The sequence below is a fragment of the Rhodothermales bacterium genome, assembly GCA_040221055.1.
GTDB lineage: Bacteria > Bacteroidota > Rhodothermia > Rhodothermales > UBA10348 > 1-14-0-65-60-17.
This window is the reverse complement of record JAVJVN010000013.1, coordinates 19,297-42,247: the sequence shown is the minus strand read 5'-3', so window position 1 is coordinate 42,247 and position 22,951 is coordinate 19,297. Positions and strand designations below refer to the sequence as shown.

Here is a 22,951-nt window from a genome sequence, read left to right as displayed (position 1 = left end):
ATCGGAGATCGTGATCACGGGGTTTTGTGTGTGTATCTTTCAAGGCTACACTGGTCACCCATTTCCTCATGACCCAACAGGAACGCGACCTCGATTTCCGGCAGTTTTTCGAACTGTCGGCCGACCTGTGCTTCATTGCAGGATTCGACGGCTACTTCAGGAAAGTGAACCGCGCCGTATGCGAAACACTCGGCTATACGGAGGAAGAGCTGTACGCCCGGCCCATTGACAGCTTCGTGTTCGAGAGCGACCAGGAAGCCACGGTCCAATCCCGTCAGCGCGTCCTGCAGTCGGAAACCCTGTTCCACTTCGAGAACCGGTACGTCACGAAGCAGGGTGAGATTGTCTGGCTGTCCTGGACGGCCAAGGCCATCCAATCGGCGGAACGCATCTTCGCCATCGCCAAGAACGTGACGCATCGGAAACAGCTCGAGTTCGAACGGACGGCGTTGCTGGCCGACCTCCAGAACGCCAACCGGGATCTGACCCAGCTCAGCCTGGTCGCATCGCATGACCTGCGGTCACCCGTATCCAGCCTGATCATGGCGTTCGATTTGATTGATGTGGAGACGCTGCCCGAGGGGGAGACCCGGGATTTGATCGGGATGCTGAAGCAATCCGGGCACAACATCCACCTCTCGCTGTCCCGCTATCTGGATATGCTCAGCGATGCGTCGTCGACGGGCGCCACCGTGGAAGAGGTCGACCTGGCGTCGTGCCTCAACCTGGTCCGGACGAGCATCGCCAACCTGCTGGAACGATCGGAGACAACCATCCACGCGGACTTTTCGCAGGCCCCTTCCGTCCGGTTCCACCGCTCCTCCATGGAGAGCATCTTCCTGAACCTGATATCGAACGCGGTAAAATATGCGCGCCCGGACATTCCGCCTGTCGTATCCATCCGCAGCGCGCCGGGCCGGATTGTGGTGTCGGACAACGGCCGGGGACTGGATCTGGAGCGGATGGGCAACAAGTTGTTCCGGTTGAACCAGACGTTCCACGACCATCCCGATGCCAAGGGAGTCGGCCTGTACCTGGTCAAGCGACATCTGGAGCGGCTGGGTGGATCGATTTCCGTGGAAAGCACGGTCGGCGAGGGCACGACCTTCACGCTTGAACTCCCTGGCTGAAACTGGGTGAGTTGGAAGTCGAGGAGGCCCCAGCCATGCCGGCGGATTTTTGCCGGGCCAGGAAGGACCGCAATGCCTACTTTGGTTCGATTCCATCCCGTCGACGAGACCCGTTTGTCATGATCCTGAAATCCCATTGGCTGGGCGCCGCGATGGCCGCCCTGTTGCTTCTGTTGCCCACGAAACCCGACTACGATGACCTGACGGCCGCGCTCCGCGCGACCGTTGCGGCACACGGGGAGTTGGCGTCTCTCGAATCGGCCGGCAAAACCCTGGAAGGCCGCGACATCTGGGTACTGACCCTCGGCAACCGGTCGGCTGGCGTTCCGCTGGAAGAACGGCCCGCGCTTCTGATGGTCGCCAACCTGGAAGGGCATCACGTGGTGGGCAGCGAAATCGCGCTCGGTACGATCGATTGGTTGCTCGCGGAATACGGCACCAACGATGCCGTGACGAAGGCGCTCGACTCGTACACCCTGCACGTGTTTCCGCGACTGAATCCGGATGGTGCGGAGCGGCGTTTCGGCGCCACCAACACCTCGGCGTACGACGATGACAACGACGGTCGCACGGACGAGGACGGGCCCGAGGACCTGAACGGCGACGGGTTCATCAGCCTCATGCGCGTCCAGGAACCGGGAAGCCCCTACATGATCGATCCGGACGATGCCCGGATCATGAAGAAGGCCGACCCGAAGAAGGGCGAGAAAGGCGGCTGGGCGGTGTACTGGGAGGGGACCGATGACGACAACGACGGCTTCTACAACGAGGATGCCGCGGGTGGCGTGGACCTGAACCGGAATTTCCAGCACGAATACCCGTATTACCAGCGCGGGGCCGGCCTGCACATGGTCAGCGAACGCGAATCGCGGGCGCTCCTGGATTTCGTTGTCTCGCATCGGCATATCGCCATGGTGCTGACGCTCAGCGAAAGCGACAACCTGATAGAACCACCCAACAACAAGGGCGAGTTGGCTGCTGCCAAGGGTATTGATCTGTTTGCGTTTGCCGACGCCTCCCTGGAGGATGCGTCCAAGGTGGGCATCTTCACCACGTCGACGCCCCGTTTCTTCGGCGGCGGCGGCGGTGGGCAGGCTTCGAACGCCGGGGGGCGCTCCGGCCGTCGGCCTGCCACTACGGTCAACTCGGATGACCTGCCGTATTTCACGGCCATCAGCAAGACGTACAAGGAGTTGACGGGTATTGAAACGCCTCCGGCGCTCCGCAAACCGGCCGGCGCCTTCTTCGAGTACGGGTACTACCAATTCGGCGTACCGTCCTTTTCGACACCCGGATGGGGACTCGACCTGCCGGCAGACAGCTCCGGCGCCAAGCCTGACGCGAAAGCCTCCTTCGACCGCCAATTGATCGATTGGATGGATGCCAAGGGCGTGGACGGGTTCGTGGAGTGGACCGCATTCGACCACCCGTCGCTCGGCGCGGTCGAAATAGGCGGATTCAAGCATTTCGAGGCCTACAATCCACCGGCCGACGTGGTGGCGGAGCAGGGCCCGAAGCACGGGGCGTTCGTGGCGCATCTGATGTCGCTGTTTCCCCGTGTCCACATCGCCGAAACAAGCGTAACCGATCACGGTGGAGGCATCTTCCGCATCACTGCGGAAATCGAGAACGCCGGATTCCTGCCGACCTCGACCGCGCATGGCGTGACCTCCCGGTCCGTGGCCCCGACCATGGTCCAGCTGGGCATTGACCCGGACGACATCCTGTCGGGCAGCGCCAAGACCAATTTCTTTCCGGCGCTGGACGGCTCCGGAAACCGCCAGGAATACGAGTGGGTCGTCCGCGGTCGCCGCGGCCAGACCCTCGAACTCAAGGTCGTCGCCCAGAAAGGAGGCTCCGATTCGGCCTCGATTACCCTGAACTGACATGAATGTAATGGAACGCATTGCCGCCGCCAGCCTCCTGCTCGCGGCCCTCGCAGCCACGCCCCTCGCCACGATTGCCCAGGAAGCATCGGACCCGCCGCATACCCTGCGTCTGGATTGGAATCGCTGGCACGACTACGGCGAACTCATCCAGAACATGGAATTGATGGCCGAGACGTGGCCGGAATTCCTCACGCTCTCCTCGCTGGGCAAGAGCTGGGGCGGCCGGGACATCATGATGATGACCATCAACAATCCGAAGACCGGACCCGAGCTGGAAAAGGCGGGCATGTACATTGAAGCCAATGTGCACGGCAACGAAATCCAAGGGTCGGAAGTGTCGCTGTACACCATCTGGTACCTCATGGAGAACTACGGCCGGAACGACATGATTACGCGGCTGGTGGATGAGCGCGTATTCTACATCGTGCCCACCGTGAACCCGGACGGGCGGCAGTACTTCATGGAGGATACGGGCAGTGGCGCCCGTACCGGTCACTTTCCGGTGGACAACGACAACGACGGCCTGTTCGACGAGGACGGTCCGAATGACCTGAATGGGAACGGCATCCGGGAGCAGATGCGCAAATACGTTCCCGGTGAGGGTACCCACCGGATAAGTCACGACGACCCGCGGATCATGGAAGTCGTACCCGATGGCGAAAAGGGCGACTGGATCCTGCTCGGCAGCGAGGGCATTGATGACGACGGAGATGGTCGCGTGGACGAGGACGGACCGGGCGGCTACGATCCGAACCGGAACTGGGCCTCCGACTGGCAGCCCGACTACATCCAGGGCGGGTCGCTCGACTATCCGTTCCAGCTTCCGGCGGCCCGCGCGGTCAATGATTTCCTGGTGTCACGCCCAAATATTGCCGGCGTGCAGTCGTATCACAACAGCGGGGGGATGATCCTCCGCGGCCCCGGCGCCGAATGGCAGGGCGAGTACCCGCGTGAGGACAACCTGGTCTACGATGAACTCGGCCGTCAGGGCGAGCGGATGCTCCCGTATTACGAATACATGGTCATCTGGAGCGGCCTGTACACCGTGCACGGTGGCTTCATTGATTGGACGAACGACGGCCTGGGCATCATTTCGTTTTCGAACGAACTCTGGAACGGAGGGCAGTACTACAACAGTCCGGACCTGAAGGAGCAGCAACGGGACGACGACAGCCCCATTGCCGGACAGAAGGGCTCGTATTTCTTCGACGACTACCTGGAGTTCGGGGGCCAGTATTCGGAGTGGAAACCGTTCGACCACCCCACGTACGGAGCCGTGGAGCTCGGCGGTTGGTCGAAGTTGCGCGGTCGCATTCCGCCCCGGTTCATGAACGAGGAACTCTCGCACCGGAACATGGCCTTCACGCTGTACCAGGCCGACCAGATGCCCAGGATGGCCATGCACGCGCCCACCGTGGAACGGGTTGCCGATGACGTCTACCGGGTGCGCGTTGACATCGAGAATGACCGCGTGGCTCCCACCATCACGGCACGCGCGGCGCAGAACAATGTGGTCCCGCCGGACCTGCTCCTGGTGTCCGGACGCAACGTGGAGGTGATCTCGGCCGGTTGGGTGGCCAACAAGTTCCGCCCGGATGCGACGGAACTCATTGACCAGCACAACCTGTCGCGCATCATGATCCGGAATGGTCATCCGGGCCATACGACCCGGACCATCGAATACCTGCTGCGCGGACGGGGCGACGTCACCATCCGGTACGAGAGCACCAAGGGCGGCGACGTCCAGCAAACGGTCCGGCTATAACGCGAACAGCATGCCGACGAGGACCAGCAGGCTCAGGATGAGCGCGCCGGCGAAGAACAGGAACGCGTAATGCGACACCTTGTCGTTGGAGTTTGACATTGCAGTAATGGCTTGTTGAGGTGAGCAGAGCGACCGTGGCGCTCATCTCAACAGCGATAGACCTGCAGGAAATGCCGACTCGTAGACGGGGAATCGTCACGCGATTCCGTGGCGGCAAACGGCAGCTCCCGGGAGCGAACCGTACGTTCCCGTCGCGGACCCTTCAGCCCGGACTGGGGACCCGCTGGCCGGACATCCTCAACAACAGGAACGGCCACGGACACGGGCAACACGGCCTGGCCCGTCCAGGGCTCGGCGGTGGTAACGGCTGCGGTGGCCGGTTCATTCTTTCTTCCAGAGTCCAATCCGGGCCCCAGAACCCGATCGACGCCTGAAGAACTGCCCGAAAAGCCGTTCCCTACCGAACCCGCCCAGAGCAGCAGGATCGGGACGAGCATCCACACGCGTGCGGCGGCATCGGCGGCAGCGTTCGCGGCAGAGTTGGTGGACGTGTTGGCGGTCATGGGCGGAAAAACTTCAGCGCTTCAACCACGAGAAGCGCTGAAGTTTCCGCCCTGCCGGCTACAGCGCGAACAACATCCCGATGACCATGACCAGGCTCAACGCCAACATGACCATGAAGAACAGGAAGGCATAGTGGGAAATCCGGTCATTGTCGTTGTCGAAAGGAGGATTCAGGAAGCTCATTGTATTGACTGAGTGTGTCCCAGCCGGCTGTGACGCAGGCCGAAGACGAAGTAGATGATGAGGCCAAGCAGCAGCCAGATCCCGAAGCGCTCCCACGTGACGGCCGGAAGTCCGAGCATCAGGTAGAAGCAGGACAGCATGGCGGCGGTGCTGACCACGCCCACAAAGGGGACGCGAAAGGGTCGATGGAGGTCGGGCTGGTGGACACGCAGCCACCACACGCCCCCGGACACGATGACGAAGGCGAAGAGCGTACCGATATTGGTCAGCTCAGCGGCGGCGGAAATGTCCATGAAGCCGGCGGCCACGGCGACCACCAGACCCGTGAGCACCGTCGGCAGCAGCGGCGTACCCCACCGGGCGTGCACCCGGCTCAGCCCACGCGGCAACAGCCCGTCGCGGCTCATGGCGAAGAAAATCCGCGTCTGGGCCATCTGCATGACCAGGAGCACGCTCGCAATGCTGATGACGGCCCCGGCCGACAGGAGGGCGGCCACGCGCGCTTCGCCGACAAACCGCAACGCCGCGGCCACGGGTTCGGCGTTCGCAAGGGCAGAAACGGGCACCATGCCGGTCAGGACCACCGTCACCGCCACGTACAGCAGCGTGCAGACCAGCAGGCTGGCCATGATGCCAATGGGCATGTCCCGCTGGGGATTCCGGGCCTCCTCGGCGGTCGTGCTCACCGCATCGAATCCGATGAAGGCGAAGAACACCAGTGCGGCGCCCGTGACAATGCCGTTCCAGCCGTTCGGCGCGAACGGCACCCAGTTCGTCGCATCCACGTGACCGACACCCACCCAGAGGAACAGGGCAATCATGCCGAGCTTGATGGCCACGAGCCAGGCGTTGGCCGTCGCGCTTTCGCGGATGCCGATGCTCAGGATGGCCGTCATGACGACGACCACCAGGAACGCCGGCAGATTGAACACGATGGGCAGGCCCAACACGGTCGGCGCCGCGTCAAATACGTGTGGGGCCGCGTAGGACGCCGTCATGGGATCCGTTCCCAGCCAGACGGGCAGGTGCATACCCCCGGCCGCCAGCAGGCTCTGGAAATAGCTGGACCAACCGATAGCCACGGCCACGTTGCCGACGGCATACTCGAGGATGAGGTCCCACCCGATGATCCACGCCACCAGCTCACCGAACGCGGCATAGGCGTAGGCATAGGCGCTGCCGGCCACGGGCATCATGGATGCCAACTCGGCGTAGCACAGCGCGGCGAGCCCGCACGTGAATCCGGTCAGGAGGAAGCTGACCATGAGCGCGGGTCCCGCACCTTCATGGCCCGGGCCACCGGCGGCTGCCGTTCCCGTGAGCACGAAAATGCCGGTCCCGATGATGGCACCAATGCCCATCAGGGTCAAGTGAACGGGCCCGAGAACGCGTTTCAAGCCGGAGCCGACGGCGTCCGGCGCCGCAATAGCCTTGCGCCGGAAGAGAATATCCTTCATGTGTTGTGTCCAATACGGTTACAGGGATGCTTGAGCGGGGTCAAGCGGCCTGTCAACAGCGATAGACACGAAGGATTTGGCGGGAAAGGGATGCGACGCGCGGCCCTTCGGGCACGCGCGCGCCGACGGCGTACTGCCCGACGATACGCTCTGCAAACCGTGCAGAATGGAACTGCGGCGCATCGGATGCAACAGAAGCCGGGCGGGGCCCGGACGGCAGGACACCTGAGAACACCGAGGTGGGCTCGGCGGTGAGGCCCATCGCATCATCCGCATGGACGCCATGGTCCGTGGCGTCTGGCGCAGGCATCATGCGCACCGACTGACCCAGCATGAGCAGGATCATCGGGATGAGCAGGACGAAGTGGGCCAGGCGCGGGGCGTGCATGTTCAGGGTCGGAAAGTGACCCGTTTAATCCACAGAACCGGGCCGGTTTCCCGGGAAACGGCTTTAATCAGAATATAATCCGTTATGGATTCCACTCGCCCTCGGTGGCGGCCACGACGACCGCGACCACGGCATCGCCTGTCACGTTCACCACGGTCCGGCACATGTCGAGGATCCGGTCAATGCCCACGATGAGCGCGATCCCTTCCACCGGCACGCCGATCGTACGGAGCACAATCACGAGCATGACAATGCCGGCGCCTGGTACGGCCGCCGTTCCAATGGAGGCCAGCGTCGCCGTCAGCACGATGGCAATCTGATCCCCGAATGTGAGCGCAATGCCGTACACCTGAGCAATGAACACCGCGGCCACGCCCTGGTAGAGCGCCGTCCCGTCCATGTTGATGGTGGCACCGAGCGGCAATACGAACGACGTCACCCGGTCACTGACGCCGAGTCTGTCGCGAACCGTTTCCATGTTCAGCGGGAGCGTGGCTGCACTGCTCGACGAGCTGAATCCCAGGAGTTGGACGTTCCCCATGACCTTCATGAATTGCCCGAACGACATCCGACCGCGGGATACCCATGTCAGCATCCCGCCGTACACGAGTACCAGGTGCAGGCTCAGGCCCAGGACCACGGCCGCCGCATACCACCCCAGCGTTCCCAGGATACCGAATCCGAATTCGGCCGTGACCGCGGCAATAAGCGCGAATACGCCGTAGGGCGCCGTCAGCATGACGAGGTCGACAATCCGGATGAGTACGTCCGTGAACCCGTCGAACACGCGCAGGACCGGCTCGGCCTTCGCGCGGGAGATGAGCGTCAGACAGATGCCCACCATGAGCGCGAAGAACACGATCTGCAGCATGTTGCCGTCAGCCAGCGCGGCAAATGGATTTGTGGGCACGATCTGCACGATCTGGTCGATCCAGGATACCTCTTCGGCCCGCTCAATACGGGTGGACGCCTGGTCCTGGTATCCTTCCAGGAGCCGGGCACTCACGTCTGCCGGCACGCCGGCACCCGGTTGGATGAGGTTGGCCGTGATCAGACCGATGGAGATGGCCATGGCCGTGGTGACCATGTAGATGCCCAGGGACTTGCCACCGATACGGCCCAGTTTGCGCGGATCGTCCATGGAAGCAGCCCCCACGACCAGGCTGGTCAGGACCAGCGGAGCAGCGATCATGGTGATGAGCCGGATGAACAGCGTGCCGACCGGCCGGACATACGTCGTGACGAATGCCGCTCCCTCGGCGCCCACCCAGATGTTCACGGCGCTGCCTGCGACTGCGCCCGCCACCAAACCGATCAGGATTTTCCAGTGCAGGGCCAGACCCCGGGATGGGGCAGACGCGCGTTCGGACATGGAGGGTGCCCCGGCGGGGCGGGCCAAAGTGTATTGGAGCTGCCTTTTCAGCGTGGCGCGGAATATGCGTCACCGCCCCGACACTTCCTATGGGCCGCAGGCAGGCGTTCCGAAAACAGTCAGGCCGAACCCTTCCGTCCCGGAATGGTTGAAGGGTCTTCCATTCCACCCAACCGCCCATCGTCCCATGAAGCGCTTCAAAGTCATCCTCGCCGTTGTCTGTGCCCTCACCGCCGGCATTGCCTGGGCGGTGGTTCCCAATGGGGACATACCGAAAGTCGGCGAGCCGGCCCCGGATTTCACGCTCGTCTCGAACGAGGGAACGGAGGTCACGTTGTCCGACCTGCGCGGCCAATGGGTGGTCCTGTACTTCTATCCCAAGGACTTCACCAGCGGATGCACCATCCAGGCCCGCCGCTTCCAGGAGGACATGCCCAAGTACGATGAACTGGGCGCGACCATCCTGGGCGTAAGCGTCGACGATGCCGAGACCCACGCCGAATTCTGCGAAAAGGAAGGTCTGCGGTTCAAGCTGTTGGCCGACATCGGCGGTGATGTCTCCGAGGAGTACGGCTCAGCGCGCGGCGCCGGCCCAGCCAAAATATCCGCGCGCAACACGTTCGTCATAGACCCCGAGGGCACGGTTGCCGCGGTGTTCGTGGGCGTGAACCCGAACAAGAACAGCGAGGAAGTGCTCGCCGCCATCCGCGCAGCGCAACCCGCTGGAGAATAACGTCTGTCCGGTCCGCTCAGTCCTGAGCCGGCGCGCCGTCCACGAGTCGTTGGATGCCCAGCGGATTGCCGTCCTTCAGTTCCAGCGGCAGCACCGCCTGCACCGAATCCTGCCAGCAGAACCGCCGGGTCCAGCGCTCAATGGCCGCCGTCCCCACCGATGTGGTCCGACCGTCCGACGTCGACGGATACGGTCCGCCATGCACCATGGCCGAGCATACTTCGACGCCCGTCGGAAACCCGTTCATGAGCAGACGGCCGACGCGGTCCTGGAGTGCATCCACAAGCGCATCGGACAGCGGAAGATCCCGGTCATCGTGATGGATGGAACCGGTGAGCTGCCCCTCCAGGCCCTCGATGGCGCGGATGAGCGCATCTTCCGAATGGTACGTAACCAGTGTCGTTGACGGCCCGAACGCTTCGGCGGCCAGTTCGCCGCGGCTCAGGAACGTGTCGATGTCCGTGTGGAAAATCCAGGGGTTTATACGTCCGGTCGCCGTGTCGTTCTCGGTCGCCGAGACGGTTTCCACGCCGGGTTGACCCACCCGCGCCGTGACGGCCTCGTCGTAGGCCCGGGCAATGCCCTGATGCAGGGCCGTTCCGCCTTTCGATGCGTCCAGCAAGCCGGCCAACTGTCCGGCAAACCGATCGGCGGCCTTTCCGGCCGGCAGGAATACCAGGCCGGGATTCGTGCAGAACTGCCCGACGCCCATGGTGACCGATCCGGCCAATCCTTCGGCAAGCGCCGATGCCCGCTCTTCAAGGGCCCCCTTCAGGATGACCACCGGATTGACGCTCGACATTTCGGCGAACACGGGAATGGGGACGGGCCGCTCAGCCGCGATCTTGGCCAGGGCCAGACCACCGAAGCGCGACCCCGTGAACCCGACGGCCCGGATGGCCGGATGCTTCACGAGCGGGACGCCCACCTGCTGACCGGTGCCCTGCAGGAGCGCGAACACGCCGTCGGGCATGCCGGTGGCCTCGGCAGCCGCCAGGATGGCTTCTCCCACGATTTCACTGACGCCGGGATGCGCGTAATGGGCGACAGCAACCACGGGGCAGCCGGACGCCAGGGCCGATGCGGTATCGCCACCCGCGACCGAAAAGGCCAGCGGGAAGTTCGATGCGCCGAACACGGCCACCGGGCCCAGCGGGATGCGCATGGACCGGAGGTCGGGCTTGGGTGCGGGTGCACGATCAGGCTGCGGACGCTCCAGGCGCGCATCCACCCAGGAGCCTTCTTCCACCAGGTCGGCAAACATGCGGAGTTGGCCGATGGTGCGACCCAGTTCGCCGTTCACCCGGCCTTCCGGCAGGGCGGTTTCCATGGGCATGCGTTGCACCAGGCGGGGGCGGGCCTCCTCCAGGTGATCGGCAATGGCGCGCAGGAATCGGGCCCGCGACGCACCGGAGAGTTTCCGGTACGCCGCAAAAGCACGACCGGCCTGTTCGGCCGCCCGGTTCACTTCGGCGGTGGTGGCCGTGTGGAAGGTCCCGGGCAGGTCCAGGCCTGTGGTCGGGTCAATGGCGTGGAAGGAGCGGTCGTGGTCTGACATGGGGAAATCCGTGATGAACGTTGTTTCCCCATGGTACCCCTCGTCAGCGTTTAGGTTTTTTGGCGACCAGGTGACGCTTCCGTTTCTTGACCGGGCCCATGCCACCGGGCGTGGAGGTATAGTCCTTCTTCGGCTTGCCGGACGGCTTCCCTGAGGGCTTGCCGCCGGTTCTCGGGCCGGACTTGCTGCTTGGCTTTCCGGACGGACGCGCGAACGGACGCGCCGGTCCAGCGGTGCTGATGGCCAACTTCTGGCCGCACACCCACACGTTGCCCAGCTTCTGCATGACTTCCTTGGGCATGCCTCCCGGCATGTCCACGAACGTATGGTCCGTCTGGATGTCAATCTGGCCGATGAACTTCGAGTCGAGACCGGTTTCGTTGGCGATGGCGCCCACGATGTTTCCGGGCTTGACGTCGTGGATGTACCCGACCTCAATCCGGTAGGTGGTCATGGGCTCGGAGTTGCCTCGGCCACGATCTTCGCGCGGGCGGTCGTTCCCTCGACGATCATCCAGCGGGTGCTCCTCGGCGCGCCGGGGCTCCTTCTTCATGACCAGGTCCTTGTCTCCCATGGCCATCTGGGCCAGGGCGGCCGCAATCTCGATGACGGGAATGTTATGCTCTTCCTGGTAGTTTTCCAGCAGATTGCGCATGAACGCCAGGTCGCCGGCACCGAGGGTATCGGTAATGGCCTGCTTGAAATCCCCAATCCGCTTGTCGGTCACCATTTCCGCCGTGGGCAGCTTGAGCTGCTCAATGGGCTGCCGGGTCGCCTTCTCAATGGCGCTCAGCAGACGACGCTCCCGCGGTGCGACGAACAGGATGGCTTCCCCTTCGCGACCGGCGCGGCCCGTCCGGCCAATCCGATGGATGTAGGATTCCGTGCCGGTCGGGATGTCATAGTTCACCACGTGGGAAATGCGCTCCACGTCCAGGCCGCGGGCGGCCACATCGGTAGCCACCAGGATATCGATGGAGCCCTTCTTCAGGCGCTCAATCATCTGCTCCCGCTGGGCCTGCGGCATGTCTCCATTGAGCGCCGAAGCCGCGTGTCCGCGGGCCTCCAACTTCTCCGCCAACTGGGTCGTCGCAATCTTGGTGCGCACGAAAATCAGCATGGCATCAAACGGCTCCACTTCCAGGATGCGCGTCAGCGCATCGAGCTTGTGCACGCCGCTGACCGGCCAGAACCGCTGGCGAATGGTGGAGGCGGTTGCCGTCTTCGTCTGGATGGCGATTTCGACGGGGTCGCGCAGGTGCTTCTTGGCAATCCGTACGATTTCCCGCGGCATGGTGGCCGAAAACAGGGCAATCTGCCGCTCGGCAGGCGTCTGATCCAGGATCCACTCGACGTCGTCAATGAATCCCATGCGCAGCATTTCGTCGGCCTCATCCAGCACGAGGGCCTTCAGATTATCGAGCTTCAGCGTGCCCTTGTTCATGTGGTCCATGATGCGGCCGGGCGTACCGACAATGGCCTGTACGCCGCGCTTCAGCTGACGGATCTGGCCGCCATACGCCTGCCCACCGTACACGGGGAGCACGTGCAGACCGCCGAGCCCGCTGGCATACCGCTGCAGCGCCTCGGCCACCTGGATAGCCAACTCACGCGTGGGCGTGAGGACCATGAGCTGGATGGTCTGCGACTTCAGGTCAATCCGCGACAGGAGCGGCAACGCGAACGCCGCCGTCTTCCCGGTACCGGTGGGCGCACGACCGAACAGGTCCTTGCCCTCCAGGAGCGGCGGAATGGCCTTCGCCTGGATGGGCGACGGCGTCTCGTAACCGACTTCCTCGATGGCGCGAAGCAGCGCCGGAGGCAGGTTCAGGTCCTTGAACGACAGCGTCGGAGCGTCGGTCGCCGGAGTCGAATTCAGATTTGTCGTTTCCATGTCTATCGACGGCCCCTCCCGGCGCCATTACCGTTACCACGTCCCTGACCACGTCCACCGCCGCTCGAGCGACCACCGGAACGTCCACCGGAGCGACCATTCGATCCCCCGCCGCCCGCGTTTCCGCGTGCTGGACCGTTCGCATGGCTGCGCGCAATGCGGTCGTCATGGAAGGCGTGCCCCGAGTCCACATCCACCTTCTGGCGGATGATGTGCTCGATGGCGTGCAGGTACGCGACTTCGCTGTCGTCACAGAAGGAGAGCGCAATGCCGTCGGCACCGGCCCGGGCCGTCCGCCCAATCCGGTGCACGTAGCTTTCCGGCTCGTTGGGCAGATCGAAATTGATGACGTGGCTCACGTCGTCCACGTCAATACCACGCGATGCGATATCGGTGGCCACAAGCACCCGGGTCTTGCCCGCCTTGAACCCGTCGAGGGCCTTCTGGCGTGCGGTCTGGGACTTGTTGCCGTGGATGGCATCGCTGCCAATACCACGCTGTCCGAGGTACTTGGCCACCTTGTTGGCGCCGTGCTTGGTGCGGGTGAATACGATGGCGCGGTCCATGGCCGGGTCATTGAACAGGTCGTGCAAGAGCTCGCGCTTGTTCGACTTGTCCACGAACAGGACGCGTTGCGATACGCGCTCCGCCGTCGTGGCTGCCGGTTTGATTTCAATGCGCTCGGGGTTCTTCAGCAGTTCCGATGCGAGCCCGGTAATGGCCTGCGGCATGGTGGCCGAGAAGAACAAGGTCTGGCGCCGCTGCGGGATTTCAGCAACGATATGCTTGACGTCGCGGATGAAGCCCATGTCGAGCATCCTGTCGGCTTCGTCGAGTACAAAGAACTCGATGAGGCCCAGATCAATGAAGCCCTGGTCGATCAGGTCCAGCAAGCGGCCTGGCGTGGCGACAAGGATGTCGACACCGCGCCGCATGGCGGATACCTGTGGTTGCTGACCAACGCCGCCGAAAACAACCGTATGGCTCACCCGGAGGTGACGGCCGTACGTGCGGATGCTCTCGCCGATCTGGATGGCCAGCTCGCGGGTAGGTGTAAGGATGAGTGCACGTGGCGCATGGGGAGCCGTGCGCTCCCTGGATGCGTCAATGAGTTGCAGGATGGGCAGCGTGAACGCCGCCGTCTTGCCGGTGCCGGTCTGGGCCACGCCCAGTACGTCACGTCCACGGACCGCAACAGGAATGGCTGCAGCCTGGACAGGAGTGGGTGTGTCGTAGCCTTCAGCTGCAACAGCACGCACGAGGGGCTCAATGAGACCCAGGTCGGAAAAAGAAGTCAAGAAATCAGGGGGAAGGGTGCGGTCGCGCCGCCGTCGGGCAAAGGATGTGCAGATCCGGGATGGGGGGCAACATCCTCATGTGAGGGCGGTGTTGACGCCTACGCGCGATCCCCGGATGGCATTTGGCCAATTTGGGCCAGTCGATTGGAATGATCCTTGAAACGAAAGGTTCCCGCGCCTATTGCGCTGAAACGACCAATTGACGCGTCGTCACGGCGTGCCCTGCCGATATGCGAACCAAATAGACGCCCGGCGCCCAGTCGGCGGTCGGGAGTGTCCAGGAATGGCCTCCCGCCTGCACGAAACCAGGCTCGGCGGCCGTATGGACCCGCTGGCCGAGTGCGTTGAATACGGTCACGCTCACTTCGAGCGCCTCCGGGGTGCTGAGCCTGACGTTCGCGGCTCCACCACCGCCCACCCCGCCGGCTCCACCCACCGGGTTCGGGTAGACTGACGCAGCGAACGGCAATTCCGAACCCAATCTCACATCCTCTTTGCTGCGTCCCGGCAACTCCCGCGGTGTCAAAATCACATCCCGGATGGAATGGATATACGCCACGTCTTCCCGCAACTTCCGCACCGAATCCAGATTGGACGACCCCCGCGACCAGACGATGGCCACCACCAACTCCACTTCCTCACCCGGCGCCAGGCAATACGGGCCGAGACTGCTCATGAACCGTCGGTCCGCAGGAGCCGATTGCCGCCCCGATCCATCGTTATTCCGTTCGCTCCAAAAGGAAGCCGTTACCGGATCGCCCGGATACACGAACTGCGTGGGAATTCCAGGAGCATCCCGCCCGCTCGACCCCATCCTCAACGGCGCGCCGTCCCGCCATCGGCTCTGCATGAAATTGTAGAAGTGCGTCCGATCCTGGGGTCCGCCAGGCACTCCGCCACCTCCCAGATAGTGCATGACATTCGTGAAACCGACCTCGTTCGTGTCCGGATATCGGCACGCATGGGCATCGCCCAGTGACGAGACCGGTCGCTTCAGCACCGTGAATCCGATGGCCGGTGGCGCCGAGCCGTACTGGTTGTCATCGTTGTTGTCCGCATTATAAGAGAACCCCATTCCGAGCGTTGAGTCGGATCCTATGTAATCGTCGAACGGCGCGCCCAAATCGGTATCACTCCACATGCTCGCGAAGGCTTCCGTGATGGGATGCGTCGTCGTATTCCGGATCCGGTACCGATAGAACGTGGAATTCCCGACGGCTCCCGCGACATCGAACGCGAATGCCGTGGCGCGGACCTCCACACCAAGGGGTTCCGAATTTGATAGCAGGTGCTCTCCGCCGGCGTCGTTCATGACCCACCAGAGCTGCTGATCCCCAAGCAATTCCGGCCGATCGCCATTTTCCGGCAGGTACACGCCGTCTCCGTCCACGTCGATAAACGGAGCTCCCAAGGACACGGGCCATTCCGACAAGCGTTCATGTGCGAACAGCCCATCCGCCCTCAAATCGTCTAATCCCACCTCCCAGATGCGGTCAACGGCGGCGCACGCTTCCGAAGTCCGGTCACCCGGTGCAACCGGGCCCGGCCAAAAATCCCACGGGCCATAGGTCGTCGCCGCCACCCGCAAGTCGTTGTCCACCATACCACCCAGCCACAGATTTGCCGCAAAGATGGCGTGTACGCCTCCGCCCTTGGGCACCTCATACGTGTTCGCTCCGCCGTTCCAGAACAACGCGCCATTGTTCATGATCTTTGCCCTGACATTGCCGATGTCGAGGAAAGCCTCGGCCGTTATCTCATCGCAGGCACTTGGGGGCGTGGGAGGCACGGGCACCACGGTCGAATCCGTCGTCTGCGCCTGGACCGGCATGCCCAGCCCCAGAATCAGGAGCGGGCACAGGCGCAAAAACGTGCGGATATGGGAAGAGGCCGGGAGCATGGTTGGATCAACATAGCCCCTGGCCTCTCCGGAATCACATGCAAAAAGTCATGCCTACAGGCTCACATGTACTCCCATTATGAACGTAAGTGTGGAGAGCTCGTGCGTGACGGAGGTGAACGGGTTGCTTCCGCCGGGAAACATCGGGTTCTTCCACTCGCCCGTGACATCTGCCTTCATGCCGTACTGTCCGGCCACCGAAAGCAGCACCTTTTCCGAAATGGCGTACGATACGCCGCCCGCTACACGGTTCGTGATAAGCGCAGGGGCTGGCGAATTGTAGAACGCCACGGCGCCATCGATGGGGCTGTCGTTCCATCCGTAACCGGCCCGCACCGTGAGGTCGTCCGTCAGGTCATACTGGGCACCAATCGATGCGACGACAATGGACGACCACCCGAATCCCTTCACGGCTCCGGTGGCATCGAATCCGGTTTCGTCGAATCCTTCCGTGTTCTCGAAGTCGATGTATCGCACGTCGGCGGCCACGTTCAGCCCGCTAAGCCCGGTGTAGGCCAGACCGGCCGACAGGATCATGGGATAATCCAGCCGAAAAGCGAAGTCTGCGGCTCCGGCCAATTCCGGATCGTACTCAAAGTCGCTGAAGGACTGCTTGCTCTTGTAGGACAGCCCGAGATGTACGGTCTCGGTCAGGTCAGCTTGGATGCCGGCCTGGAAGCCGAACCCGGTCGCCCAATCCGCCGGTGCGTCAGGGTACTTCATGAGGGGCGTTCCGTCCGGCATGCTGCCCATGACCGTGGGCGCCGTGCCCGGAAACACCGACAATTCGAGCGATGCGAAGTTGATGGTCGGCGCTATACCGATGGAGATCGCATCGTTGAATTGATAGGCAAAGGTGGGCGAAACCTGCATGAGCATGAAGGTCGACGACATGGCGCCGAAGCCCATGCCTCCATCCGGCATCTGCGGGGTGAGCAGCGGATTGGTTGCCGAGAGTTCGTAGTCCACTCCGAATCCACCCACTCCGAACACGCTTATACCCCACGCATACGGCTTGTCAGGGGAATTGTGGATATATCCAATGGACGGAACGGGGAACGGGCCGGCGTCCGAATCCGACGTACCCGTCAGCGTGACGGCCGGGCCCATCGGCCCGAAGGCGCCCTGCTGTACCGTGGAGGACAGCGATCCGGTCGGCATCATCAGTTGGAGACCCACATCGAACGATCTGCCGGGCAGGGCCAGGATGGAAGCCGGGTTCCAATGCAGGGCGGTGAGCGCATCCTGGGGCGCCGCCATTCCGGATCCGGCCATGCCTTGATCAATGGGACCCACGCCGTTCATCACGTGCCCGCTCTGGGCCGCGACCGAAATCACCATGAACAGCGAAACGAGAATTGTGCAGAAAAACTTCATGACGGTTGCCTTGGATTGGTGCAGCTTGTAATTACAAGCCGGCAAAGCACCGTCATGCAGGATTCTTGATTCTTGGAAGCGCAGGGATATTGATATCCGGACGTCGGGGGTTTGCCTACACTGTCCGCTGATGGTATGTCATGTTATGACAAGAGGACTGTTTGTCACGGATCGATGTACTTCGAGATGTCTTCCACGGGGTGCACCTGCACGGTCCCGCCGTATTTGAGATGCGGCATGGTCTCGGCAATCGATACGGCCTCGGCCCGCGACCCCGCGCGGATGATGTAGAACCCGGTCATGACAGGCCCGGAAGCCGCGTCCACGGCCGGAAGCACAGCCGGCGGCTCATCGACCAGTTTCTCGGCCGTTACGAACTGACCGCGCTCGGCGAGTGCTCCACCCCAGGCGTTGTATTCGGCAACGGCCTCCTGCATGGGTGGGGCCTGGAAGGACGCATCCTCGTGCAGCGTGATCAGGAATTTTTCGCCCGCCGGTCGGACAGCGGCCGGTCCCGCATCCCCGATGGGCGCGGTCATTCGCCCGCCCAGGAATCCCACGGCCACGGCCAGGACAACGGTGGCGGCCATCATCCACCGTGAGCGTTCGCGGTTTGGCCGGGCGTCCGTGTCCGTCTGTGTCATCAGTTCGTTCCGGATTTCGTTCATGCGGGATGCGTCGGGTTGGATGTCCATGAGGGCGTCAAGGGGATCGGGACGATGGTGATCTGTCATGCCGTCACCTCCTCGTATCGGGTTCGGAGTTCCTGGAGCGCGCGGTGAAGACGGACACGGGCGGCGTTGACGGTAATGCCGAGCGCGGCGGCGATTTCCGGGTATTCCATGTCCATGTAGCGGTTCAGCACAATGATTTCGCGTTGGTCATACGACAGACCGCAGAGCAACCGCTCCAGCAGACCGGCTGCATTGTGCGTCGAGTCCAGTATGGGGTCCGGAGTGACCGCGGAACGGGACGTCTCATGCGCGGTCGCATCCAGGTCGACGGCGCGGAGCCGCGCGCCCCGCTGCAGGTGATCCAGGCACGCATTCCGGACCAACCGATACATCCACGTGGTCACCGCCGCCGTTCCGTTGTACGATCCGGCATAGCGCCACACGCGCAGGAACACATCCTGCACGAGGTCCTCGGCGTCCTGCCGGTTGCCCACGAGGCCCAGACATTGCCGGAAAACGCTCGCGTGGTGCCGGTCAAACAGCTGGCCGAGCGCCACCTGATTGCCTTGGCCAACGGCCTCCATGAGTTGTTCGTCTGTCATGTCCATGAGACTGCCGCTCCGGGCGGTCATTACAGCACATGCTTAAATGTAACCTGCCAGGTTACATTTTGCTGGGCGTCCAAAAATGGGCATTGGGACGGCCCGACGGTAATGGGAGGGCATGGAGCGGGTCAAAAGGATCCTTCCGAACCAGACCTCCGCTATCCATGAAAAAACTCCTCGCAAATGTGATGATGGTCCCGTTTTTTCGGTCGATGCGCCCAGCGCGTCTGCTGCCGTTCCTGTTGTGCGCAGGGGTCCTGCTGCCCGGTACGGCACGCGCGCAAAAGGATGCGTCGCTGTCGAAACCGGGCTTCATCGTGCTCGATGCCGCGCAGGAGGAAGCCCTCGCCCGCAGTGCCGCGCCCGCCCAGGTTTCGCAAGATGCGGCATTGTGGCTGCTGGTCGATGGTGCATTCCGGGAAGTCTCGCCCGGCACGAACGGAAATGCCTGCGTGGTCATGCGTTCCTTCCCCGAGAGCCTGGAGCCGGTCTGTTACGATGCGGAAGGGGCAAAAACCATCCTGCCAATCGAGATTCGCCGCTTCCAGCTGCGCAATGCCGGCCACGATTGGCCATCGATTGACCGAACCATCCTGACAGAAATTGAAAAGGGGTGACTCACGGTGCCGTCCCGACCCGCCCTCTCCTGGATGATGTCGCCGGACCAGGTCCTGTTCGGGGACGATGGTACGAACGTGGGCGCCTGGAAGCCCCATACCATGCTGTACATTCCCGGCATCACGGGCCAGATGCTCGGACTCGGTCCCACGCCGTCCCTTCCCGTCATGGTGGTTGACCCCGGTACCCCGACGGCCTTCCTGATGACCGTCGTGCCGTGAAACGAAACGGCCGCGGAATCGTCTTTGGGGCATGCAAACAAACGAAGATCAGATCCGGCTGCTGGAACGGACCATTTCCCGGCTCGAAGTCCAGGCCGCGCGCAGGGCGGCGCGCAGCGCCGCCCTTTCCCGCGTCCGGCTTGGCATTGCGCTCGTGGGCGTTGCGGCGGTGTATGCCACCGACGGAGCATGGGCCTGGGTCGCGGGCCTGGCCGCGACCGCGGTTTTCCTGTTTGTGGCGCGCATCCATGGCCGCGTCGTCCGCAGCCTGAAGGCCCACCGGATCTACATCCAGATCAAGCGGACCCACCTGGCGAGGATGGCCATCAACTGGGAAGCCCTGCCCCCGGCCGAGTCGGTGGAAATCCCTGCGACGCATCCGTTTGCCGGGGACCTGAACCTGGTCGGGAATCGCAGCGTGCATCACCTGCTGAATACCGCTACGTCCCGCGACGGGGCCCGGGAACTGGCGACCTGGCTGACGCATCATCAGAATCATGCCATGCGGCAGCAGTGGGTCCGCGAACTCATTCCCCTGACGGGATTCCGGGACCGGATTTCGCTGGTGAGCGCGCTGGTGTCGCGGGAGCCGGAGGACCGGTTCGACGGGCAGTTGCTGGTGGACTGGTTGGAGCGACCGGACGACCCGGGGCGCGTGAATGTGGTGCTGGCCGTGCTGACGACGCTGGCTGCGCTGAACATCGGGCTGGTCGTGACGCATTCCCTGGGCTTGACGGGACCTTGGTGGGTGTTTTCGCTGGTGGCCTATGTCGGTGTGTATCTGATGAACAGCCGACTCTACAGCCACCTGTTCGACGAGGCCGAGCACCTGTACTATGCGCTGCTGCGGTTTCGTCCCGTGCTGGAGCGGGTGGAGCGGTTCCGGTTCCACGACCGGCCGGCGCTCAGCGCGTTGTGCGCACCTTTGCAGCGGGAAGAGCCGCGGCCGTCGCGCGTGCTCCGGCGCATCATGTGGCTGACCGTGGCGGCCAGTGCGCAGAAGAACGAAATCCTGCGCGTCGTGCTGAATTTGATCGGGCCGTGGGACCTGTTTTTCAGCCGGGTCCTGGCGCGGTACAAGGGGGAGCTCGGCGGTCGCGTGCCCACGTGGTTGGCCGTGTGGCGACAGCTCGAGGCGGCCTGCTCGCTGGCCAATTGGGCGGCGCTGCACCCCGAGGCGACCTTTCCGGAGTTTTCGGATATACCCGGGGAAGGGGAAGAAAGAGACGCACCAACACGCGTCGAGGCAAGCACAAGAGCGGGAGCGAGCCCCTCCGCGAATGCGCCTCTTCTGGAGGCGGAGGCGCTCGGGCATCCGCTCATTCCGCCCGCGGACCGGGTCACCAATCCGGTGCGGCTCGAGGGCCCGGGGTACGTGGCGCTCATCACGGGGTCGAACATGTCGGGCAAGAGCACCTACCTGCGAACGGTGGGCGTGAATGTGTGCATGGCCTTCGCCGGGGGTGTGGTGCACGCCACGCATCTGCGCCTGGCGCCCGTTCGCCTGTTCACGTCCATCACCGTGTCCGATTCGGTAAACGACGGGATCTCGTTTTTCTATGCCGAGGTGAAACGGCTGCGTGCCCTCCTGGATGCGCTCTCCGACCGGGACGCCGCCCCACTGCTGTTCCTGATCGATGAAATCTTCCGCGGGACCAACAACCGCGAGCGCTTCACGGGCAGCAAGTCGGTGATTGAGGCCCTTTCCACGGGCAACGGCGCAGGCCTGGTGACCACACACGACCTGGACCTGGTGGAGCTGCCAGGCATCGAAAACTTCCATTTCCGCGAGCACGTCGCCGACGGGCGGATGACGTTCGACTACCGGCTCCGGCCGGGGCCCTGCCCGACCACCAACGCATTGACCATCATGCGCATGGAGGGGCTGCCGGTACCGGATTGAACCCCTCGGCGCATTTGCCGTATGGGCTGTGCAATCCGACCTGTACTGCCCGCTCCATTCGCCCAACCTGCCTCACCTGTTGCGTCCTCCATCCAGCCCCGTCCTGCCCGTGTCCGTTCGTCCCGACGCATTCCACCCATCCGTGAAACCGCCGAAGTATCGTCCGCCCGTGCTCCTGCGGAATGGACACTTGAACACGATTGTCGGTGGCAAACTCCGTCGGATAGCCATGCCGGCGTGGGACCGGGAGCGCATTCCGACACCGGACGATGATTTCCTGGACATTGACTGGTCGCGCGTGGGCAGTGACCGTGTCGTCGTGATCTCCCACGGCCTGGAGGGCTGCACCAACCGGCCGTACATCGCGGGTATGACCCGGGCCCTGAACCGCGCGGGCATTGACGTGGCCGCGTGGAACTACCGGGGTTGTTCAGGCGAGCCGAACCGCCGCCTGCGGTTCTACCACAGCGGCGAAACGGGGGACCTGCGCACGGTCATCGGACATGTGGCGCCCCACTACGACCGGATTGGCCTGGTCGGCTTCAGCCTGGGGGGAAACATCACGTTGAAGCACCTGGGCGAAGTCGGTGACGAGGCCCTCGTGGATGGTGGCGTCGGACTTTCGGTGCCCTGTGACCTGACGGGCAGTTCCCGGCAAATCGAGCGACGCGAGAACCGGGTGTACCTGAAGCGTTTCATGACGTCGCTCCGGGAGAAAATCCGGCAGAAGGCCGAACAATATCCCGGCAAGCTCTCTCTTACCGGACTCGACGAAGTCCGGACCTTCCGGGAATTCGACGACCGGTATACAGCGCCGCTGCACGGATTCCGGGACGCCGAGGACTACTGGGTGAAGGCCAGTTCCGCGCCCTTCCTGGACGGCATCCGCGTGCCGGCGCTCATGTTGAATGCGCTGGATGATTCGTTCCTGTCGCCCTCCTGCTATCCCCGCACGTCGAATGAAGCCGTCCAGATCGAGACGCCCCGGTACGGCGGGCATATCGGCTTCGTGAACCGCGGCGTATACTGGTCCGAGCAGCGCACGTTGGCCTTCTTCGCACGATTGTGGCCCGAAATCACTTCGTCTACGTAATCGAACTCGACGCGGCCGTTGCCGGCAGGCGGCGCTTCCGCACGGCCAATCCGGACATGACGCCGGGGGCCCCGTGCTTCTACGTGGGCAGCACCTTCCGCAATCCGCTGCTCCGGTTCGACCAGCACAAGGAAGGCTACAAGGCCAATCGGTATGCCCGGGAATTCGGCCTGCGCCTGCGTCCGGATCTGTTCGAGCCCTACAATCCCATTCCGTCCCGCCAGGATGCCCTGGAACTCGAGGCCTACCTGGCAGAGCGCCTCCGCGGGAAAGGGTATGGGGTATGGCAAGGGTGACAGCTCCGCGGGCCATGCGCGGACCCATTGGAC

General features: G+C 63.3%; 21 protein-coding genes. 9 read left to right on the top strand and 12 right to left on the bottom strand.

Annotation, left to right across the window (positions count from 1 at the left end; genetic code table 11):
* Positions 1–68: 68 nt before the first annotated feature.
* The 3 genes from RIE53_07250 to RIE53_07240 all read left to right on the top strand — a co-directional run bounded on the left by RIE53_07250 (position 69) and on the right by RIE53_07240 (position 4,784).
* A complete protein-coding gene (locus tag RIE53_07250) occupies positions 69–1,130 on the top strand; it encodes a PAS domain-containing sensor histidine kinase (GenBank protein ID MEQ9104480.1) in 1,062 nt (353 codons plus the stop codon).
* Between the two features lie 119 nt (positions 1,131–1,249).
* Positions 1,250–3,016 carry a M14 family metallopeptidase gene (locus RIE53_07245; protein ID MEQ9104479.1) on the top strand — a complete coding sequence of 589 codons (1,767 nt, stop codon included), beginning with the start codon at positions 1,250–1,252 and terminating at the stop codon, positions 3,014–3,016.
* Position 3,017: 1 nt separating this feature from the next.
* On the top strand, positions 3,018–4,784 hold the full coding sequence (locus tag RIE53_07240; protein ID MEQ9104478.1) for a M14 family metallopeptidase: 1,767 nt from the start codon (positions 3,018–3,020) through the stop codon (positions 4,782–4,784).
* Positions 4,785–4,930: 146 nt separating this feature from the next.
* Here RIE53_07240 and RIE53_07235 read toward each other — a convergent pair whose 3' ends face one another.
* The 5 genes from RIE53_07235 to RIE53_07215 all read right to left on the bottom strand — a co-directional run bounded on the left by RIE53_07235 (position 4,931) and on the right by RIE53_07215 (position 8,748).
* A complete protein-coding gene (locus RIE53_07235; protein ID MEQ9104477.1) occupies positions 4,931–5,347 on the bottom strand; it encodes a hypothetical protein in 417 nt (138 codons plus the stop codon).
* Between the two features lie 58 nt (positions 5,348–5,405).
* Positions 5,406–5,531, bottom strand: coding sequence for a hypothetical protein (locus tag RIE53_07230; protein MEQ9104476.1), 126 nt, complete (start codon positions 5,529–5,531; stop codon positions 5,406–5,408).
* Positions 5,528–6,988, bottom strand: coding sequence for an amino acid permease (locus RIE53_07225; GenBank protein MEQ9104475.1), 1,461 nt, complete (start codon positions 6,986–6,988; stop codon positions 5,528–5,530). The genes RIE53_07230 and RIE53_07225 overlap by 4 nt, the downstream gene beginning before the upstream one ends.
* Before the next feature lie 52 nt (positions 6,989–7,040).
* Complete coding sequence (locus RIE53_07220; protein ID MEQ9104474.1) at positions 7,041–7,376, bottom strand: hypothetical protein; 336 nt, start codon at positions 7,374–7,376, stop codon at positions 7,041–7,043.
* 82 nt (positions 7,377–7,458) lie between these two features.
* Positions 7,459–8,748 (bottom strand): dicarboxylate/amino acid:cation symporter, encoded by a 1,290-nt coding sequence (locus RIE53_07215; protein ID MEQ9104473.1) that lies wholly within the window; start codon positions 8,746–8,748, stop codon positions 7,459–7,461.
* 187 nt (positions 8,749–8,935) lie between these two features.
* Here RIE53_07215 and RIE53_07210 point away from each other — a divergent pair, with 187 nt between their 5' ends.
* Entirely contained in the window at positions 8,936–9,481 is a 546-nt protein-coding gene (locus RIE53_07210; GenBank protein ID MEQ9104472.1) for a peroxiredoxin, read from the top strand.
* A gap of 16 nt (positions 9,482–9,497) precedes the next feature.
* On the opposite strand, the gene RIE53_07205 is transcribed toward RIE53_07210, so the two are convergent.
* The 7 genes from RIE53_07205 to RIE53_07175 all read right to left on the bottom strand — a co-directional run bounded on the left by RIE53_07205 (position 9,498) and on the right by RIE53_07175 (position 18,790).
* Complete coding sequence (locus tag RIE53_07205) at positions 9,498–11,039, bottom strand: aldehyde dehydrogenase (NADP(+)) (GenBank protein ID MEQ9104471.1); 1,542 nt, start codon at positions 11,037–11,039, stop codon at positions 9,498–9,500.
* A 43-nt stretch (positions 11,040–11,082) separates the two neighbouring features.
* Positions 11,083–12,933 carry a DEAD/DEAH box helicase gene (locus tag RIE53_07200; protein MEQ9104470.1) on the bottom strand — a complete coding sequence of 617 codons (1,851 nt, stop codon included), beginning with the start codon at positions 12,931–12,933 and terminating at the stop codon, positions 11,083–11,085.
* Between the two features lie 2 nt (positions 12,934–12,935).
* Entirely contained in the window at positions 12,936–14,231 is a 1,296-nt protein-coding gene (locus RIE53_07195; protein MEQ9104469.1) for a DEAD/DEAH box helicase, read from the bottom strand.
* 178 nt (positions 14,232–14,409) lie between these two features.
* On the bottom strand, positions 14,410–16,131 hold the full coding sequence (locus RIE53_07190; GenBank protein MEQ9104468.1) for a T9SS type A sorting domain-containing protein: 1,722 nt from the start codon (positions 16,129–16,131) through the stop codon (positions 14,410–14,412).
* A gap of 54 nt (positions 16,132–16,185) precedes the next feature.
* Positions 16,186–17,508 (bottom strand): outer membrane protein transport protein, encoded by a 1,323-nt coding sequence (locus RIE53_07185; protein MEQ9104467.1) that lies wholly within the window; start codon positions 17,506–17,508, stop codon positions 16,186–16,188.
* 164 nt (positions 17,509–17,672) lie between these two features.
* Positions 17,673–18,242 carry a YciI family protein gene (locus RIE53_07180; protein MEQ9104466.1) on the bottom strand — a complete coding sequence of 190 codons (570 nt, stop codon included), beginning with the start codon at positions 18,240–18,242 and terminating at the stop codon, positions 17,673–17,675.
* Entirely contained in the window at positions 18,239–18,790 is a 552-nt protein-coding gene (locus RIE53_07175) for an RNA polymerase sigma factor (protein ID MEQ9104465.1), read from the bottom strand. The genes RIE53_07180 and RIE53_07175 overlap by 4 nt, the downstream gene beginning before the upstream one ends.
* A gap of 161 nt (positions 18,791–18,951) precedes the next feature.
* Here RIE53_07175 and RIE53_07170 point away from each other — a divergent pair, with 161 nt between their 5' ends.
* From RIE53_07170 to RIE53_07150, 5 genes are all read left to right on the top strand, one after another.
* Positions 18,952–19,404 (top strand): hypothetical protein, encoded by a 453-nt coding sequence (locus RIE53_07170; GenBank protein MEQ9104464.1) that lies wholly within the window; start codon positions 18,952–18,954, stop codon positions 19,402–19,404.
* A 33-nt stretch (positions 19,405–19,437) separates the two neighbouring features.
* Entirely contained in the window at positions 19,438–19,626 is a 189-nt protein-coding gene (locus RIE53_07165) for a hypothetical protein (protein MEQ9104463.1), read from the top strand.
* 31 nt (positions 19,627–19,657) lie between these two features.
* Entirely contained in the window at positions 19,658–21,529 is a 1,872-nt protein-coding gene (locus tag RIE53_07160; protein MEQ9104462.1) for a MutS family DNA mismatch repair protein, read from the top strand.
* A 142-nt stretch (positions 21,530–21,671) separates the two neighbouring features.
* On the top strand, positions 21,672–22,622 hold the full coding sequence (locus tag RIE53_07155; protein ID MEQ9104461.1) for an alpha/beta fold hydrolase: 951 nt from the start codon (positions 21,672–21,674) through the stop codon (positions 22,620–22,622).
* Positions 22,595–22,918: a GIY-YIG nuclease family protein gene (locus RIE53_07150; GenBank protein ID MEQ9104460.1), complete on the top strand. Its 324-nt coding sequence runs from the start codon at positions 22,595–22,597 to the stop codon at positions 22,916–22,918. Before RIE53_07155 ends, RIE53_07150 begins: the two co-directional genes overlap by 28 nt.
* The last annotated feature ends 33 nt before the right edge of the window (positions 22,919–22,951 follow it).